Origin of the sequence: Photorhabdus heterorhabditis, assembly GCF_001280945.1 — a bacterium.
GTDB classification, from domain to species: Bacteria; Pseudomonadota; Gammaproteobacteria; order Enterobacterales; family Enterobacteriaceae; genus Photorhabdus; species Photorhabdus heterorhabditis.
The window spans coordinates 1-16,506 of the sequence record NZ_LJCS01000042.1; the positions used below are offsets into that span (position 1 = coordinate 1).

The 16,506-nt window shown below is 42.1% G+C and carries 16 protein-coding genes; 11 read left to right on the forward strand and 5 right to left on the reverse strand.

Annotation, left to right across the window (positions count from 1 at the left end):
- The 5 genes from AM629_RS14120 to AM629_RS14140 all read left to right on the forward strand — a co-directional run.
- The coding region (locus AM629_RS14120) for an endonuclease toxin domain-containing protein (RefSeq protein WP_476704001.1) at window positions 1-364 on the forward strand (364 nt) is incomplete at its 5' end.
- Complete coding sequence (locus AM629_RS14125; RefSeq protein ID WP_054479924.1) at window positions 364-864, forward strand: contact-dependent growth inhibition system immunity protein; 501 nt, start codon at window positions 364-366, stop codon at window positions 862-864. The genes AM629_RS14120 and AM629_RS14125, both read left to right, overlap by 1 nt.
- A 163-nt stretch (window positions 865-1,027) precedes the next feature.
- Entirely contained in the window at window positions 1,028-1,528 is a 501-nt protein-coding gene (locus AM629_RS14130) for a contact-dependent growth inhibition system immunity protein (protein ID WP_054479925.1), read from the forward strand.
- A gap of 147 nt (window positions 1,529-1,675) precedes the next feature.
- Entirely contained in the window at window positions 1,676-2,260 is a 585-nt protein-coding gene (locus tag AM629_RS14135; protein ID WP_083451932.1) for a contact-dependent growth inhibition system immunity protein, read from the forward strand.
- A gap of 81 nt (window positions 2,261-2,341) precedes the next feature.
- Complete coding sequence (locus AM629_RS14140) at window positions 2,342-2,602, forward strand: antitoxin (protein WP_054479926.1); 261 nt, start codon at window positions 2,342-2,344, stop codon at window positions 2,600-2,602.
- Between the two features lie 41 nt (window positions 2,603-2,643).
- Here AM629_RS14140 and hemL read toward each other — a convergent pair whose 3' ends face one another.
- Window positions 2,644-3,927: a glutamate-1-semialdehyde 2,1-aminomutase gene (gene hemL / locus AM629_RS14145; RefSeq protein ID WP_054479927.1), complete on the reverse strand. Its 1,284-nt coding sequence runs from the start codon at window positions 3,925-3,927 to the stop codon at window positions 2,644-2,646.
- A 49-nt stretch (window positions 3,928-3,976) separates the two neighbouring features.
- Window positions 3,977-4,762, reverse strand: a complete 786-nt coding sequence (locus AM629_RS14150) for a DUF1460 domain-containing protein (protein ID WP_054479928.1) — start codon at window positions 4,760-4,762, stop codon at window positions 3,977-3,979.
- Between the two features lie 261 nt (window positions 4,763-5,023).
- On the opposite strand from AM629_RS14150, the gene erpA reads away from it, so the two are divergent.
- Window positions 5,024-5,368 carry an iron-sulfur cluster insertion protein ErpA gene (erpA, locus tag AM629_RS14155; RefSeq protein ID WP_036772078.1) on the forward strand — a complete coding sequence of 115 codons (345 nt, stop codon included), beginning with the start codon at window positions 5,024-5,026 and terminating at the stop codon, window positions 5,366-5,368.
- Between the two features lie 90 nt (window positions 5,369-5,458).
- Here the strand turns inward: erpA and btuF are convergent, their stop codons facing one another.
- Complete coding sequence (gene btuF / locus AM629_RS14160) at window positions 5,459-6,286, reverse strand: vitamin B12 ABC transporter substrate-binding protein BtuF (protein WP_054479929.1); 828 nt, start codon at window positions 6,284-6,286, stop codon at window positions 5,459-5,461.
- A 97-nt stretch (window positions 6,287-6,383) separates the two neighbouring features.
- Window positions 6,384-7,085: a 5'-methylthioadenosine/S-adenosylhomocysteine nucleosidase gene (mtnN, locus tag AM629_RS14165; RefSeq protein ID WP_054479930.1), complete on the reverse strand. Its 702-nt coding sequence runs from the start codon at window positions 7,083-7,085 to the stop codon at window positions 6,384-6,386.
- A 251-nt stretch (window positions 7,086-7,336) separates the two neighbouring features.
- Here mtnN and dgt point away from each other — a divergent pair, with 251 nt between their 5' ends.
- Entirely contained in the window at window positions 7,337-8,866 is a 1,530-nt protein-coding gene (dgt, locus tag AM629_RS14170) for a dGTPase (protein ID WP_054479931.1), read from the forward strand.
- Between the two features lie 4 nt (window positions 8,867-8,870).
- Here dgt and AM629_RS14175 read toward each other — a convergent pair whose 3' ends face one another.
- Complete coding sequence (locus tag AM629_RS14175) at window positions 8,871-11,117, reverse strand: ATP-binding protein (RefSeq protein WP_152912007.1); 2,247 nt, start codon at window positions 11,115-11,117, stop codon at window positions 8,871-8,873.
- A gap of 322 nt (window positions 11,118-11,439) precedes the next feature.
- Here AM629_RS14175 and rlmD point away from each other — a divergent pair, with 322 nt between their 5' ends.
- The 4 genes from rlmD to AM629_RS25275 all read left to right on the forward strand — a co-directional run bounded on the left by rlmD (window position 11,440) and on the right by AM629_RS25275 (window position 16,506).
- Complete coding sequence (gene rlmD, locus AM629_RS14180; RefSeq protein ID WP_054479933.1) at window positions 11,440-12,771, forward strand: 23S rRNA (uracil(1939)-C(5))-methyltransferase RlmD; 1,332 nt, start codon at window positions 11,440-11,442, stop codon at window positions 12,769-12,771.
- A 140-nt stretch (window positions 12,772-12,911) separates the two neighbouring features.
- Window positions 12,912-15,143: a GTP diphosphokinase gene (gene relA / locus AM629_RS14185; protein WP_054479934.1), complete on the forward strand. Its 2,232-nt coding sequence runs from the start codon at window positions 12,912-12,914 to the stop codon at window positions 15,141-15,143.
- 161 nt (window positions 15,144-15,304) lie between these two features.
- On the forward strand, window positions 15,305-16,084 hold the full coding sequence (mazG, locus tag AM629_RS14190; RefSeq protein ID WP_054479935.1) for a nucleoside triphosphate pyrophosphohydrolase: 780 nt from the start codon (window positions 15,305-15,307) through the stop codon (window positions 16,082-16,084).
- 107 nt (window positions 16,085-16,191) lie between these two features.
- Complete coding sequence (locus AM629_RS25275) at window positions 16,192-16,506, forward strand: TauD/TfdA family dioxygenase (RefSeq protein WP_152912008.1); 315 nt, start codon at window positions 16,192-16,194, stop codon at window positions 16,504-16,506.

Below are 16,506 nucleotides of genomic sequence, written 5' to 3' on the forward strand. Positions count from 1 at the left end.
GGATTTTGTTGCTACGCAGATGCCAGCAGGTTCTCGACTGCCAGAGAATTTCAGGACGTTTGATTTTTATGATCAGAAAACAGGGATAGCTACCAGTGTTAAGACATTGGATACTCGTACAGCAGCGAGGATCAAAGACCCAAAGCAACTTTATTCTTCCATAAAGGGGAACATTGATTCAGTGGTAGATTTTAGTGGGTATGTTAAAAAGGGTGAAGAAGTAACATCTTCGATGATTTCACAACGAGAAATTCGCATTGCTGTACCAAAAGCGACTACGGTAAATCAGTGGGAGCAAATTAACCGTGCAATAGTTTATGGTGCGGAAAAGAATATTAACGTTAAAATTACGGTGGTGAAATAATGAGTGAGATTTTTAAACGATGGAAAAATGCTAGATGCGTATTTAATGGCGATTTCTACTCAGTAACAGCTTATTCTGGTTACCGTTCACTTAATTTAGATACTTCGAGAGGAAACTATATGTTAACTGCTGATGTTTCTGATGAGAAGTTAGGTGTTGTAATTCTGAATGCTCTTTCTAAAAGTCGGCTGATTGATCCCGATGATAATTTTTTTGACAATGAAAGAAAGGCTGAGAGATATAAAGAATGGGTTAAATTTTTAATGGAAACTTACAATTATCGTTCAAAACGTCAGCTTTTTAAAAAAATGCATAATTGTGGAATCCAATTGCTTGATGGTCAAATAACGATAAGGCCATCTCACCATGAAAAATTGGAAGGTTGGTCTGAAGATGGTATTTCTGAATCTGATCATGTCATAATTTCTGCAGACAGTTCCCCTGAGGAAGTTGGTGCAGCATTACGGCTAGCTTTTTCACGTTGCAGAAGTTATGTTTGACGATAAAGAAACAGTTTGTTTTTACATTGATTATTCATGATTTTTGATTTAGAGAATTAATTAATATGGACACGTAATCACTATTATGTGTCCTCTAATTATCTCAAAGATATTCAAATAGTTATTAAATGAGCTTGACCGCTAAAATTACAGTGGTGAAATAATGAATACAGATTTTGATCAAGGACTGAATGCGAGCGCTAAGTTTAATGGTGATTTTTACTCTGTCAAAACTTATTCTGGGTATCGACTGCTTCGAGCTGATCCCCAAAGTCACGAACATGTTCTATCTCCCGATGTAACTGATAGCCAATTGGGTAGTGCCGTTTTAGATTCACTTTCTAAAAGTCGGTTGGTCGATCCTGATGATGATTTTTTCGACAATGAAAGGGCAGCTGAGCGATATAAAGAGTGGATTGAGCATTTAATGAAAGTTTACAATTACCGTTCAAAACGTCAGTTATTTAAGAAGATGAACAGTTGTAATATCTGTTTGTTAGGTAGCGTTATAACTATCTCGCCTTCTGGTCACGAAAAACTTGATCTCTGGACAGGAAAAGGCATTGTTGAATCTGATAATGTCGTCATTCCGGCAGACAGTTCCCCTGAGGAAGTGGGTGCGGCATTACGATTGGCTTTTTCGCGTTGCAGAAGTTATGTTTGACGATAAAGAAACAGTTTGTTTTTGCATTGATTATTCATGATTTTTGATTTATAGAGTTAATTAAGATGGACACGTAATCACTATTACGTGTCCGCTAATTATCTCAATCTTTGATTTATAAGATCAATTTAAAATGGAATGGCTATTATGAGTTTCCTAATTATCTTAAAAAGGCTCAAACAGTTATTAAATTTTCCTTACCGTCGAAGTTACGGTAGTGAAATAAAGAGTGAGATTTTTGAACGATGGAAAAATGCTAGATGCGTATTTAATGGTGATTTCTATTCAGTACAAACCTATTCAGGCAATGGCTTATTGGGAGCAGATCCCTCAGGAAGTAATTATTTATTACAGCCAATTGTATCTGATCAAGAGTTGGGAAAGGCTGTGCTTGATGCTTTATCAAAAAGCAGACTAATCCCACTGGATAAGTATGGGGATTATTTTGATCATGATGCAAATGACAAACAGTATAAAAATTGGATCACAGAGATGATGGGATCTTATGGTTATCGCTCAAAACGTCAGTTATTCAAGAAGATGAACAGTTGCAATATTCGCTTGTTAGATGGTGTGATAACTATTATGCCCTATGGTCACAAAAAACTTGAGCTTTGGACAGGACAAGGTATTGTCGAGTCAGATTATGTCATTATTCCAGCAGACAGCTCCCCTGAGGAAGTTGGAGCAGCATTACGATTGGCTTTTTCACGTTGTAGAAGTTATGTTTGACGATTAAGGCAACGGCTTCGTACTGATTAGTCATGATTTCTAATATGCTTTGATATATACCAATCAATATCAGGAGGTTGTATGAGTCAAAAAGCTAAATTGTTTATGGATGGGAAGAGTCAAGCGGTACGTTTGCCAGCAGTTTATCGGTTTGACTCTGATGAAGTTTTTATTCGAAAAGATCCTGAGACAGGAGATGTCATACTGTCCTGTAAGCCACACGATTGGGCCGGATTTTTTGCGGCATTGAAAGGAACAACTATTCCTAATGATTTTCTGAGTAAAGATGAGCGGTGTCAGCAAGAACAATCTTGTGACCTATTCGAAGGATGGAAAGAATAAGCGCCGTAAAAATACGGCGCGATTATTTGAAAATAAAGCAATTATTTCAGTCGGGCAAAGCAGCGAGCAGCTGCATCAACAGTACGCTGAATATCTTCATCAGTATGAGCAATAGACATAAAACCCGCTTCAAATGCAGAAGGCGCTAAATAAACTCCTTCATCAAGCATCAGGTGGAAGAAATGTTTAAAACGCTCAATATCGCAATTCATTACATCCTGATAGCAAGTGACGGTTTCTGCATCAGTAAAGAAAATGCCAAACATACCACCGACATGGTTAACCACCAGAGGAATACCGGCTGTTTTAGCTGCTTTCGTCAGGCCGGTAGCCAGATTATCCGTTAGCTCGGTTAAACGTTGATGTACACCGGGTTGAGAAACTTCTTTCAGACAAGCAAGGCCAGCCGCCATTGCAATCGGATTGCCGGATAGGGTTCCTGCCTGATAAACAGGGCCAATTGGTGCTAATTTTTCCATTACTTCATGACGTCCGCCAAAAGCGCCAACGGGCATGCCCCCGCCAATGATTTTGCCAAGGCAAGTTATATCGGGTTCGACACCGTAATAAGATTGTGCGCCGGAGAGGGCGACGCGGAAACCTGTCATCACTTCGTCGATAATCAGCAGAGCGCCGAACTCATCACACAGCTCACGCAGACCGGGTAGGAATTCTGGTTGTGGCGGTACGCAGTTCATATTACCCGCAACCGGTTCGACAATAATACAGGCGATCTCTTGCGGATATTTTTCAAACGCTTCTCGAACTGAACGCAAATCGTTATAAGTACAGGTCAGCGTATGTTTGACGAAATCAACTGGAACCCCCGGCGAGTTGGGTTGGCCGATAGTCAGGGCGCCAGAACCGGCTTTCACCAACAGACAATCTGCATGGCCATGATAACAACCTTCGAATTTGATGATTTTATCGCGGTGGGTATAGCCGCGAGCCAGACGGATCGCACTCATGGTCGCCTCTGTGCCTGAGTTAACCATGCGTACCATATCCATGGATGGCACCAGTTCAGTCACCAACTGCGCCATTTCCACTTCGGCAGCTGTGGGTGCACCAAAACTCAAACCTTGCTCTGCGGCTTTGATAACAGCATTACGGATAGCGCTGTGGTTGTGTCCCAGTACCATTGGCCCCCAGGAACCGACATAATCGATATAGGCTTTACCATCAACATCATAGAGATAAGCGCCATCAGCATGTTTGATAAACAACGGAGTACCGCCAACACCATTAAATGCACGTACCGGAGAGTTGACACCGCCGGGAATAAGTTGCTTTGCCTGAGAATAGAGGATGTCGGATTGGCTCATGAAAGGCTCCTGAATCTATTTTTAAGTGAGTTTGTCGTTTGCCCCCGGATTATAATGCTCTTAGAACGATAATTCCGGGTTTATTCTTGACGTACTCAAGAAATGGCGAATCGACAACTTTTTTATTCGCAGCCAGTGAGGAGGCATTCCTAAGCATTGGGCCATGATCTGTCATAATAAAAATCCCGGTATGTGTAACATCCAACCCGGCAAGATGGGTATATATTCCTATATAATCGCCGGTCTTTAAGTTCTTAATAACGGAATCGTTGACCTTATCACCTGGAATATATTTAATATCTCTTTTGATAACACCCAATCCGGGGATATATTCGCCGCCATCAGCCTTTCTATTCAGGCTTTTTGTGATTGCTATGTAGGAAGAACTTATTTCATCTGTTACATCTTTGGCATTTAATTTTTTTCTGGTTGACCAGTCGGTAAAGAAATGTTTTCTTTGCAAGAAGTTAATTTTTCCGTCGATATACCTTGTCTGGATGAGTTTTTCGATAAAATCATTTTGGTCGTTAGATTTTCTGAGAGATTCTACGTAGTCAAGAAAAGTAAAACAGTCCAGCCCGCTAAAATCTATAACCAATTTTTCAGGTTCCGTAGGAGAACCGATCAGTTTGTTTGCAGCGTAAGGCGTGTTCAGGAACTTATAAGAGACATTTTTTATTATTTCACCCGGATTGTCTTTATTGGCGGGTTTTACCTGATTTTCTATAATGTTATTAATTTTTTTCGCGGTATCATTGTCAATATCAACTTGTCTGCTATGAGCTGTACATCCCGCTAGGGTGACAACCAGCATAAGTGGCAATATTTTTCGCATAAAAACTCCCTATTGTTCCTTTGATAAACATTTAGCAACTTAACTAATAATCATAATAAATCAATATTTTTTCCTCTTGACTGTTAATTGATTAACGGATGGTTTAACTATAGGTGACAGTTTTTTAGCGGTTCGGGGGCACCGATAATGACAAAACTTGAACGAACTCATTAGGTATTGGATAATTCGAGTTATTCATGATCGGCGAATTCTGTGGTTTTCTGAATATTTTTGCCGGGTTCCGGTTTGGAGTAAAAAATGATGAGCAATGATATGGCGTTACCTTTACAGTTTACCGATGCTGCCGCCAATAAAGTGAAAATCTTGGTTTCGGATGAAGAGAATCCGAACCTGCGTTTACGGGTTTATATCACAGGTGGCGGTTGCAGCGGATTCCAGTATGGTTTTACCTTTGATGATCAGATCAATGAAGGGGATATGACCATTGAGAAACAGGGGGTAGAGCTGGTTGTTGATCCAATGAGCTTGCAATATTTGGTTGGCGGCTGTGTTGATTATACCGAAGGTCTGGAAGGTTCACGTTTTATTGTTACCAACCCTAATGCGAAGACAACCTGTGGTTGCGGTTCTTCTTTCAGCATCTGATTCTGGGCTATTTGTTTCCCGTAATTGGGTCTGAATGATATGACCCATTTGCGGGAGTCCTCTGGCAATCTTATTAAATGTTTTGCTTTATCAAGAACCCTTGTCGTTTAATTGCTGGCATAGCTGTTCGGCTGCCAGAACGATGCGCGGCCCTGCGCGGTGAAACCAATCTTCATTTAATGTAATCACTTTGGCATGCAATTGTGGGTGCCAGAAATTTTTAATTAATTTGATCTGCTCCTCTCCACCGCTGATAACAATCATTTCAGGTTTTCGAGTGAGCACTTGCTCACGACTTACCTGTGGCCAGGGAACAGGACTGTTAGCAAAGATATTTCTGCCACCGCAGATGGAAAGCACTTCACTTTGTAGTGTATGTCCCGAAGCAGTAAACAGAGGATGAGTGCCGAATTGTAAAAAGACCGGTTTTGGTGCTGTAGAGGCATATTTTTGTTTCAGATCGGCAAATCGCTGGCGAAGTTCAGTCGCCGCCTTTTTTGCCTGTTCGGGATGTGGACTGTATTCAGCCAGTCGTTCTAAATCCTGAGCTATTTGCTCGGTGGTTTCAGGATCGGAATAAAAGATCTTAATACCAAAAGAAGCGAGTTGTTCCAATGGGCGCTGGGGATTACCTCCCCGCCATGCCAGAATAATATCGGGTTTAAGGGTAACAATACGTTCCAGGTTAATTCCCTGCCAGCTAGCCACTTGTTCAAGTTTACTGGCTTGAGGGGGATAATCAGAATAAGCACTGGCCGCGATCAAATTGTCGCCTAACCCGGCGGCATAGGCTAATTCTGTGGTTGATGGGGATAAACTAATCACCCGCAGAGGCTTGGCATACAGCGAATAACTGAAACCATTGAGAAACAATAAAAGCGGTAACCAAACTGAACTTAGGCTTTTTATCCATCTCATTAAGATGTGCTCTCTGAAATATAAATATGTTGCTGAAAGACACGCCCTTAAGATTTCCCGGAAATATCCAACAGGGCGTGATTCTATCGGTAATATCTTATTTATTTTTGCCCAATTCAGTCAGCATTGCGTTAACCATTAATGTGGATTGGCGGGCTGCCACCGAAAGAAATTCATCAAAGCTGAGATGAGATTCTTTATCTGCGACATCGGAGATAGCGCGTACAACAACAAACGGGGTGTTGTATTGTTGGCAAACATGCCCTATCGCTGCGGCTTCCATTTCTACCGCTGTGACTTGTGGGAAATTAGCCCGGATACGTGCTAGTGGCTCTGCACCGTTAATAAATGCATCACCGCTGCAAATTAGCCCACGTATCGCATTCAGATTCAGGGAATGAATACACTTTTCTGCCAATGTGATTAGCTGGCTATCCGCCACAAAAGCGGGTGGGCATTGCGCCATTTGTCCCGGCTCATAACCAAAAGCAGTCACATCAGCATCATGATAGCGAACTTCGCTGGATACCACGATGTCACCAATTTGCAATTGCGGATCAAGACCACCGGCTGAACCTGTATTAATAATCACATCGGGATGACAATGTTCAAGCAGCAAAGTCGTACCAATTGCAGCAGAAACTTTACCAATACCCGATTTTAACAGTGCGATCTCCACGCCGTTGAGTTTACCGGTATAGATCTCGCAGCCACCTTGTGACAGTGTCTGGCAATCTTCAATTTGATCACGCAGTAAAGTCACTTCTTGCTCCATAGCACCTATTACGCCTACTTTCATTATGTCATACTCGCTGTTGATTAATTAATCATATATACCCGTCATCTTTCAAGTTGCTTCTTTGTTGGCTGCACTCACTCACCCCGGTCACAGAGTTATCTATGCTCCCGGGGATTCGCTCCCTTGCCGCCGCGATGCATCTTGAAATCCATAGGATATAAAATCATTCAGTTCTTGAGTTTAACATCGAATACGGAATAATCAGATAATCTGTGATGTAAAACAGTGCTATCTCACAAGTCGGGGGATCAATGTCTGGAATAGACTTTAGTCAGAAGCTTAATTACCAACGTAAATACAGTCAGTATAATGTTGATCCTAATAATGAAGAGCAAGTTATTCGCCAGTTTGAAAGTGATCGCGGACGGATAATCAATTCAGCGGCTATTCGCCGTTTGCAACAGAAAACACAGGTTTTCCCGCTGGAACATAATGCTGCCGTTCGCAGTCGTTTGACCCATTCATTAGAAGTGCAGCAAACTGGGCGTTATATTTCGAAAACGATTATTAGTGAATTAAAATCGCGTGATTTGTTGGTTCATTACGGGTTGGATAAACGTCTGTTGCCATTTGAAAGCCTGATTGAAATGGCCTGTTTAATGCACGATATTGGCAATCCACCGTTTGGTCATTTTGGTGAAGCTGCGATTAAAGATTGGTTTGCCAGAAAACTCGATCCTAATTTTGACCCGGAAAATATGGGGCGTAAAGACCAATGTGAAATATTGGCATTGCATTTGAGCGGTGATGTGAAAAAAGATCGCTTCCGTCGTCAATTGCGTAAAGATTTATGCCAGTTTGAAGGGAATGCTCAGGCGATCCGTATGGTCCACAGCCTGCTAAAACTCAATCTGACTTATGCCCAAATTGGCTGTATTCTAAAATATACTCTGCCCGCTTTTCGTCTTGAAGAAGGACTGAAACAATTTAATTACTTGATGAAAAAACCGGGTTTTTATTGGTCGGAAGAAAATTTTGTCCGCGAATTACGTTGTGAGCTTAAAATGGGCGAATTTTGTCGCTTCCCGCTGACTTATATTATGGAAGCCGCAGATGATATCTCTTATTGCATTGCTGATCTGGACGACGCTGTTGAAAAAGATATTTTTGGCGTGGATATGCTGGTGGAATATCTCAAACAGGAGTGGCAAGAAAGTGGCGGTCATCAGACTGGGGATCTATTTGAAGTAACTATTAACAAGGCTTATAACAGAACTCGTGGTAACAAATTATTACGCCGTAGCCGGCAAGACCAATTCTTTATGGATCTAAGGGTTTATATTACCGATAAGCTTGTGCCTTATACTGCCCATCGTTTTATTGATCATCTGCCTGCGGTTTTTGCGGGGACATTTAATCAGGCATTGCTTGAAGATAAGAGTGAAGAGCATCGGTTACTTAAAACGTTGAAAAATGTTGCTTGTAAAAGGGTATTTAATCATCCAGAAGTTGAAGAGCTAGAGTTGCAGGGATACAAAGTGATTAATGGGCTACTGGATTTTTACTACCCATTATTGAAAATGCCCCGTCAGCATTTTATGGAATTAAACCAGAATAATTGTCACGAAAAGTATTTTATTGAAACCCGGCTGCTACACAAACTGTCCACTAAACATCGTCTGGCTTACAGCGAAGCGGTGGAAGGGATTATCGCCACTGATGAATCTGAAAAAGATTTGATAGAGTTCTATTATCGCGCTCGTCTTATTCAGGATTACATCAGTGGCATGACAGATAATTATGCCTATGAAGAGTATTGCAAATTCACAGTACGTAATTAATGCTTCAACCGTTGTTCAATATTTTTTGTGCGGCGGTGAGGACATTGTCGATTTCATCTGTCAGTTCCAGTAATTCAGGTTCTATATCCGTGGATAGAACACCTTTTTGTAATTGTTTTTCAATCAATTGGCAGAGTGCTTTTAGTCGTGGCACGCCGCTATAACAGCAACTACCGTGCAGTTTATGGATCTGTTGCGGGTAATCTTCAACCATTTCCCCTGACAAAACTTTTTCGGTCATTGCTGTGATATCCGGCAGTAAATCTACCAGCATTTGCAGCATATCCAGCGCAAGTTGCTCTTTTCCTGCGGCCTGTTGCAGAGCTAACTGCCAGTCAATATGTTGTGATTCGTGCATTTTGGCATAGCGGTTGAGTACGGACCTTAGACAATTTTCATCCAGTGGTTTGGTCAGAAAACCTTTAAATGGTAATTGAATTGCATCAACCTTGGGCCGACAGGTATAGGCGGTGACCGCAATGATCGGGGTATTACGGTGTTGTGGTAACTGATGGATGTGTTCAGAAGTACAGATGCCATCCATACCCGGCATATGAATGTCCATCAGAATAACATCAAAGTGGTGAGCCTTGGCCGCTTGCAAAGCTTCTTCTCCACTGCTGCACAGAACTGTTTTTTCCACGATTTCTTCTAGTAACGAGCCTATCAATTTGAGATTAGCTGGATTGTCATCAACCGCCATGACTGCTATGGGTAAATGTAGTGGATGGGGACGTGCTTTTTTGGGCACAACAGACCCGGTTAGAATGAAATCATCTTTTTCCAGCCATAAATCAAAATGAAAAACAGAACCTTTGCCCGGTTCACTGGTAAAGCTGATATTTCCGCCCATTTCGCGGATCAGTTTCTGGGTAATCACCAGACCAAGGCCGGTGCCACCATAACGGCGAGAGATACTGGCATCTGCCTGATGAAAAGCTTGGAACAGATGTGGCTGCTGTTCAGGGCTGATACCGATACCTGTATCACTGACAGTCATTTCTAAATTGATTTTATTGTGTTGCTGTTGTGTCAAATTAATTTTTATTTCTACTGAACCTTGTTCAGTGAATTTAATCGCATTACTTATGATGTTGGTTAATATTTGCTGGAGGCGCGTAGGGTCTCCTATGACTAAATTCGGTATTTGTGGATCAACACTGTGAGTAAGCTGAATGTTCTTATTTTTGGCGCTAGGTGTCAGTAAAACAATAACTTCATCAATAGTATCTTGTAGGAGAAATGGAATGTTTTCTAGTATTAACTTGTCAGCTTCAAGTCGCGAGAAATCCAATATGTCATTGATAATATTTAGCAAGTGATTGGCAGAACGCTCAATAATATACAGATATTCAGTTTGTTGCATTGTCAGAGATGTTTTTAGGGTTTGGCGGGTAAAACCAATGACACCATTCAGTGGTGTCCGTAATTCATGAGACATATTGGCCAGAAATTCTGTTTTTATTCTGGCTGCTTCTTGTGCTCGTTTCTTCGCTATTGCTAATTCAACATTCTGAATTTCGAACTGTTCCATTGTTTCCCGCAAATCCGAAGTTGCTTGAGCAATGTCGTGCTGCATCTCTTCTTTATAGCTAGAAAGGGATTTTGCCATGGCATTAATGCCATTTTTTAGCGTATCGAGTTCACCAAAATACTTTCCGCTGACACGGCTGTTTAACTGTCCCTGACGAATTCTATCAACAGTACAGACTATTTCGCTGATAGGTTTCGTGATTTTACGAACCAAATAGTAGGCAAATAATGATGCTCCACTAAGGCAAATGATTAAGAGTAATATAAAGATAGCGATATCTCTATATCGCTGTAAGTGAGCGGAGCGTAAGTCAAGATCAATGGCGATATAACCAATGGGATGCAGGGTCGGGGAATTTGGAGTCTGTTGATTTTTAGATAAGTGATGCTCTGAGATAATTGGCATACGTAAAATAATGCTGTTTTTGATCTCCATTTTTGCCAGAGTGATTGGCAATGGGGTATTTGGTGCGATTTGTAGCTGGGTTGAATCGTATTTATAGTTTGATATATCAAATAGCTGATTATCATCATTAAAAATGGCAATGGCCCGAACTATCTCAGAATTTCTGCGGTGAAGCCGGGTTATCAATGAATTGACACGTTCACGATTATGTAGGTTGATGCCAATTTCACTGGCAATGGAAAGCGGTTCAATAATACTGATTCCGGATCGGACGATCTGGTTTTTTATTTCACTATCAGGGCAGGATCTCACATTTTCTATATGGTTATTGTGGATAAAAACAACCCTCTACTAGCTCAATAAATGTTCATGCCAGATATCAAAACCTATCAATAAAATCGTATTGAATGTGAGAAATTATCAATATCTGCGAAATGTATAATTTTTACGCAAAGTAGAATCCCGCCCTGATTTCACTATAGTGGTAATAGATAAATGATACACTGAGAAACATACCAATCAGTAAAGTTGGACCCAGGATCAGGCTCATCATTCGGATGAGTAAGCTATATTTGGTCATAGGCGTCTATGTGTGGGAAAATAAGGGCTTAATAACTCATAGTCCATAAGAATCATGGTGCAATTTTATTCCCCCAATCGCCGAACAATAAATCGACATATCATCACAGTCACTGCGGATAATCTGGATGCTCAGGGGCAGGGTGTAGCTCGTCATCAAGGTAAAACCATTTTTGTCGCTGGGTTATTGCCCGGCGAACAGGCACAGATACAACTAACAGAAGAAAAACGCCAGTTTGCAAAGGCAAAGCTGGTTAAGCGTCTTTCTGACAGTCCGTATCGTGTGAATCCCCGTTGCCCGCATTTTGGCGTATGTGGCGGTTGTCAGCAACAACATGTTGTACCTGATTTACAACGTGAGAGTAAAGCCAGCGTTTTGGAACATCTTATTCGGCGGGAAACCGGTGTCACTGTCTCTGCTAAGCCTGTGATTCTCAGCCCGGAATATGGTTATCGGCGCAGGGCAAGACTTGGTTTACAGTATCAAATGAAACAACGTCAACTGGTGATGGGGTTTCGGCAGAATCAATCTAATGAAATCGTTGCTGTAAAAAGATGTCCGGTTTTACAGCCGGAATTGGAACAGTTATTGCAACCATTATCTCAGTGTCTGAATAATCTGAAAGCAGCGAAACGGTTGGGACATGTGGAGCTGGTGCTAGCAGATAATGGGCCATTGGTGATATTGCGCCACCTTGATCCCTTGAGAGGGGAAGATAAGGAAAAATTATGCACGTTTGCGGTGCAACATCATGTGGTTGTCTATCTGATGGCAGATGAAACGACACTTGAACCATTGAATAAACTGTCGGAACCCTGGTATCAGGTGGACGGATTAAAACTGGTGTTTAGCCCCAGAGATTTTATTCAGGTTAATGATACGGTAAATCAGCAAATGGTTGCTCAGGCAATGGCATGGCTCGATTTACAACCCAATGACAGAGTCCTTGACCTGTTCTGCGGTATGGGGAATTTCACCTTGCCTATTGCGCGGAAAGTGCAGTCTGTGGTCGGAGTGGAAGGGGTTGCCACGCTAGTAGCGAATGGGCAATATAATGCCAGATTAAATAATTTGGATAACATATCTTTCTATCATGAAAACTTGGAAGCTAACATACATCAGCAACCTTGGGCGAAACTGGGATTTAACAAGGTGTTATTAGATCCGGCACGTGCGGGGGCAGCAGAAGTAATGTCACACATCGTCAAGCTAGCCCCTGAAAAAGTGGTTTATGTCTCTTGTAATCCAACAACATTGGCGCGGGACAGTAAGACGCTGCTTGAGGCTGGCTATCATATTATCAGTGTGCGGATGCTGGATATGTTTCCGCATACAGGTCATCTGGAGTCAATGGCGCTATTTAGTCGCATAGATTGCGGCGGATAGTTGCTATATATCCAATAGATTTCAAGATGCATTGAGACGGCAAGGGAGTGAATTCCCGAGAGCATAGATAACTATATGACTGGGGTGAGTGCAGCCAACAAAGCAGCAGCTTGAAAGATGAAGGGTATATGGGAGAGATTATGGTTGCGATAAGAAGTGCTCATTTAACCCCTGCGGGAGAGTTTGCAGTACATAAGTGGATCGCGAGTTTAAGTATCGTGCATCCTCAATTGAGTGAGAAATTGGCCGAAACCTGGCGTTATTGTTACGAAAAAGCGCAAAATCATCCTGATTCAGAACTTCTATTATGGCGTGGCGTAGAAATGGTCGAGATCCTTTCCACGCTGAGCATGGACAGTGACAGCATGCGTGCTGCATTACTGTTCCCGTTGGTTGATGCCAAATTACTCGATGGGGAAACAGTCACAGCAGTGTTTGGTGGTGCGATTACCGATCTGGTGAAAGGCGTCATGGAAATGGATGCTATTCGTCAGTTGAAAGCCACTCATAACGATTCAACCTGTTCTGTGCAGGTTGATAATGTCCGTCGCATGTTATTGGCCATGGTGGAAGATTTTCGCTGTGTTGTCATCAAACTGGCGGAGCGGATTGCGCATCTGCGGGAAGTCAAAGAAGCGGCTGAAGATGAACGGGTATTGGTTGCTAAAGAGTGTTCCAATATTTATGCACCATTAGCTAATCGTCTGGGAATTGGTCAACTCAAATGGGAACTTGAGGATTACTGCTTCCGTTATCTCCATCCTGATGAATACAAAAAAATTGCCACTCTATTGCATGAACGTCGAATTGATCGTGAGCAGTATATTGATCACTTTGTCAGTACATTACGTAAATATATGCTCAAAGAAAACGTAACGACTGAGATATATGGGCGACCTAAACATATCTACAGCATCTGGCGCAAGATGCAAAAAAAATCACTGTCATTTGATGAGCTGTTTGATGTTCGGGCGGTGCGGATTGTGGTTGAACGTTTACAGGATTGTTACGCGGCTCTGGGAATAGTACATACTCACTATCGCCATTTACCGGATGAATTCGATGATTATGTTGCCAACCCAAAACCCAATGGTTACCAGTCTATCCATACAGTCGTGCTTGGGCCGGGAGGGAGGACACTGGAAATTCAGATTCGTACCCGTCAGATGCATGAAGATGCTGAATTAGGGATTGCTGCCCATTGGAAATATAAAGAGGGGGCAACAGCGGTTAATCGTGCGGGGTATGAAGGACGCATTGCATGGCTGCGTAAACTGATCGCATGGCAGGAAGAGATGGCCGATTCTGGCGAAATGCTGGATGAAGTTCGCAGCCAGGTGTTTGATGATCGGGTATATGTATTTACACCTAAAGGGGATGTTATTGATCTCCCTGCGGGTTCTACGCCACTGGATTTTGCTTATCATATTCACAGTGATGTAGGGCATCGTTGTATTGGGGCGAAAATTGGTGGTCGTATTGTGCCATTCAGCTACCAGTTGCAGATGGGCGATCAGATTGACATCATCACGCAAAAACAGCCGAACCCAAGCCGCGACTGGCTGAACCCAAACCTGGGATATGTCACGACAAGCCGTGGCCGGGCGAAAATTCATAACTGGTTCCGCAAACAGGATCGGGATAAGAACATCATTGCTGGGCGTCAGATGTTGGATAACGAACTGGCACACTTGGGTATCAGCTTAAAAGAAGCAGAAAAGCTACTCATTGTCCGTTATAACGTCCACACACTTGATGAAGTCTTGGCAGGAATTGGCGTGGGTGATATCCGTATCAACCAGTTGGTTAACTTCCTGCAAAGCAAATTTAATAAAACGACTGCGGAAGATGCAGATCGGGAAGCGCTTCGCAATTTAGAAAGCAAACCCCATGCACAGCGTAGTTCTGCTAAAGACAATGGGCGGATTGTGGTAGAAGGTGTAGGTAATTTGATGCACCACATAGCGCGTTGTTGCCAGCCAATTCCGGGGGATGAGATTGTTGGTTTTATTACCCGTGGGAGGGGAATATCTATCCATTGGGCAGACTGTGAACAACTGGCAGATTTGCAGGCAAATGCCCCTGAAAGGGTGGTGGATGCGGTCTGGGGGGAGAGTTATTCCAGCGGTTACTCATTGATTGTGCGTGTTATTGCGAATGATCGTAGTGGATTACTGCGTGATATCACCACGATCTTAGCGAATGAAAAAGTCAATGTGCTTGGGGTTAGCAGCCGTAGTGATGTAAAACAGCAGATTGCTACCATTGATATGAATATTGAGATTTATAACCTGCAAGTATTGGGGCGGATACTGGCGAAAATCAATCAGTTACCAGATGTCATTGAAGCTAAACGTCTTCATGGCAACTGACAGCAAGAAAATTGGGATAAAAAAATGAAATCATTTGCTATATACCCTATGGATTTCAAGATGCTTCGCGACGGCAAGAGAGCGAATCCCCGGGAGCATAGAGAACGCTGTGACCGGGGGGAGCGAGTGCAGCCAACAAAAACAAAGAGACAACTTGAAAGATGACGGGTATAGAACGGTTACTGGAGATTATGGCGCAGTTGCGCCATCCTCAGCAGGGATGCCCTTGGGACAAAGAGCAGACATTCAAAACGATTGCACCTTATACGTTAGAAGAGACTTATGAAGTTATCGATGCTATTGAGCGCGGTGATTTTTCTGATCTGAAAGAAGAATTGGGTGATCTGTTATTCCAGGTCGTGTTCTATGCTGAAATGGGCAAAGAGCAGCAATTATTTGATTTCGATGATATCTGCAATGGGATCAGCGACAAACTGGAACGTCGGCACCCGCATATTTTCGCTCAGCAGCAGAATATCAGCAGTGATGTGGCTGTTAGTGGTTGGGAGAAACAGAAAGCGCAGGAAAGGGCACAAAAAGATCTTCATTCCGTCTTGGATGATATTCCTGTAAGCCTGCCAGCGCTAATGAAAGCCTATAAAATGCAGAAACGCTGTGCTTCCATTGGTTTTGACTGGGATACTCTGGGTCCGGTGCTGGACAAAGTCTATGAAGAGATAGACGAAGTGATGGATGAAGCTCATCAGGCAGTGGTTGATGAACAACATCTGGAAGAAGAGATTGGTGATTTACTGTTTGCTGCTGTGAACTTGTCCCGTCATTTGGGGTATAAACCTGAACTTGCATTGCAGAAAGCATGTAATAAGTTTGAAAATCGTTTCAGAGAAGTGGAAAAGCTGATCCGGCGTCAAGGCCATACATTGGAAACGGCGACATTGGAAGAAATGGAACAAATGTGGCAACAGGTTAAGAAACAATAGCTTGAAAAAATAGCCTGAAAGCCAGAAATTTTATTTTTTTGAGAGGAAAATTTATTTTGAATAAATTTTCCTGAGCTTAGTTTGAAAAAGAATTAAATATTTCTCAATTGGCTATTCTATTATTTAACAATGAATATCTTTCTCATTTTTCTAGTGATAAGTCTTTTCAAAAAAGAATATTTTCAAGAATAGAGGATAAAGTTGGAATATCGTTTTCACCATTACTCAATAATTTTAAATGCACGGAATCGGTTTACTCAATGCTTATGGATATTAATATATTTATACATCAAAAGGAAAATCAATACCGATTGCATTTAAGGGAAAATCAATGTATTGTGTTTAGTAATTATTTGTATTTACATTCCAGGACGAAATTTCCGAAAGACTCACAAAGGACGTTGTTTAGATTTTGGTTTTAG

Excerpts from the sequence above, each read along its gene's own strand:
- AM629_RS14150 (WP_054479928.1), bottom strand. The coding sequence starts at position 4,762 with ATGCGAAAAATATTGCCACTTATGCTGGTTGTCACCCTAGCGGGATGT.
- AM629_RS14130 (WP_054479925.1), top strand. The coding sequence starts at position 1,028 with ATGAATACAGATTTTGATCAAGGACTGAATGCGAGCGCTAAGTTTAAT.
- hemL (WP_054479927.1), bottom strand. The coding sequence starts at position 3,927 with ATGAGCCAATCCGACATCCTCTATTCTCAGGCAAAGCAACTTATTCCC.
- AM629_RS14135 (WP_083451932.1), top strand. The coding sequence starts at position 1,676 with ATGAGTTTCCTAATTATCTTAAAAAGGCTCAAACAGTTATTAAATTTT.
- AM629_RS14140 (WP_054479926.1), top strand. The coding sequence starts at position 2,342 with ATGAGTCAAAAAGCTAAATTGTTTATGGATGGGAAGAGTCAAGCGGTA.
- btuF (WP_054479929.1), bottom strand. The coding sequence starts at position 6,286 with ATGAGATGGATAAAAAGCCTAAGTTCAGTTTGGTTACCGCTTTTATTG.
- rlmD (WP_054479933.1), top strand. The coding sequence starts at position 11,440 with ATGGTGCAATTTTATTCCCCCAATCGCCGAACAATAAATCGACATATC.
- mazG (WP_054479935.1), top strand. The coding sequence starts at position 15,305 with ATGACGGGTATAGAACGGTTACTGGAGATTATGGCGCAGTTGCGCCAT.
- erpA (WP_036772078.1), top strand. The coding sequence starts at position 5,024 with ATGAGCAATGATATGGCGTTACCTTTACAGTTTACCGATGCTGCCGCC.
- AM629_RS14125 (WP_054479924.1), top strand. The coding sequence starts at position 364 with ATGAGTGAGATTTTTAAACGATGGAAAAATGCTAGATGCGTATTTAAT.
- relA (WP_054479934.1), top strand. The coding sequence starts at position 12,912 with ATGGTTGCGATAAGAAGTGCTCATTTAACCCCTGCGGGAGAGTTTGCA.
- dgt (WP_054479931.1), top strand. The coding sequence starts at position 7,337 with ATGTCTGGAATAGACTTTAGTCAGAAGCTTAATTACCAACGTAAATAC.
- mtnN (WP_054479930.1), bottom strand. The coding sequence starts at position 7,085 with ATGAAAGTAGGCGTAATAGGTGCTATGGAGCAAGAAGTGACTTTACTG.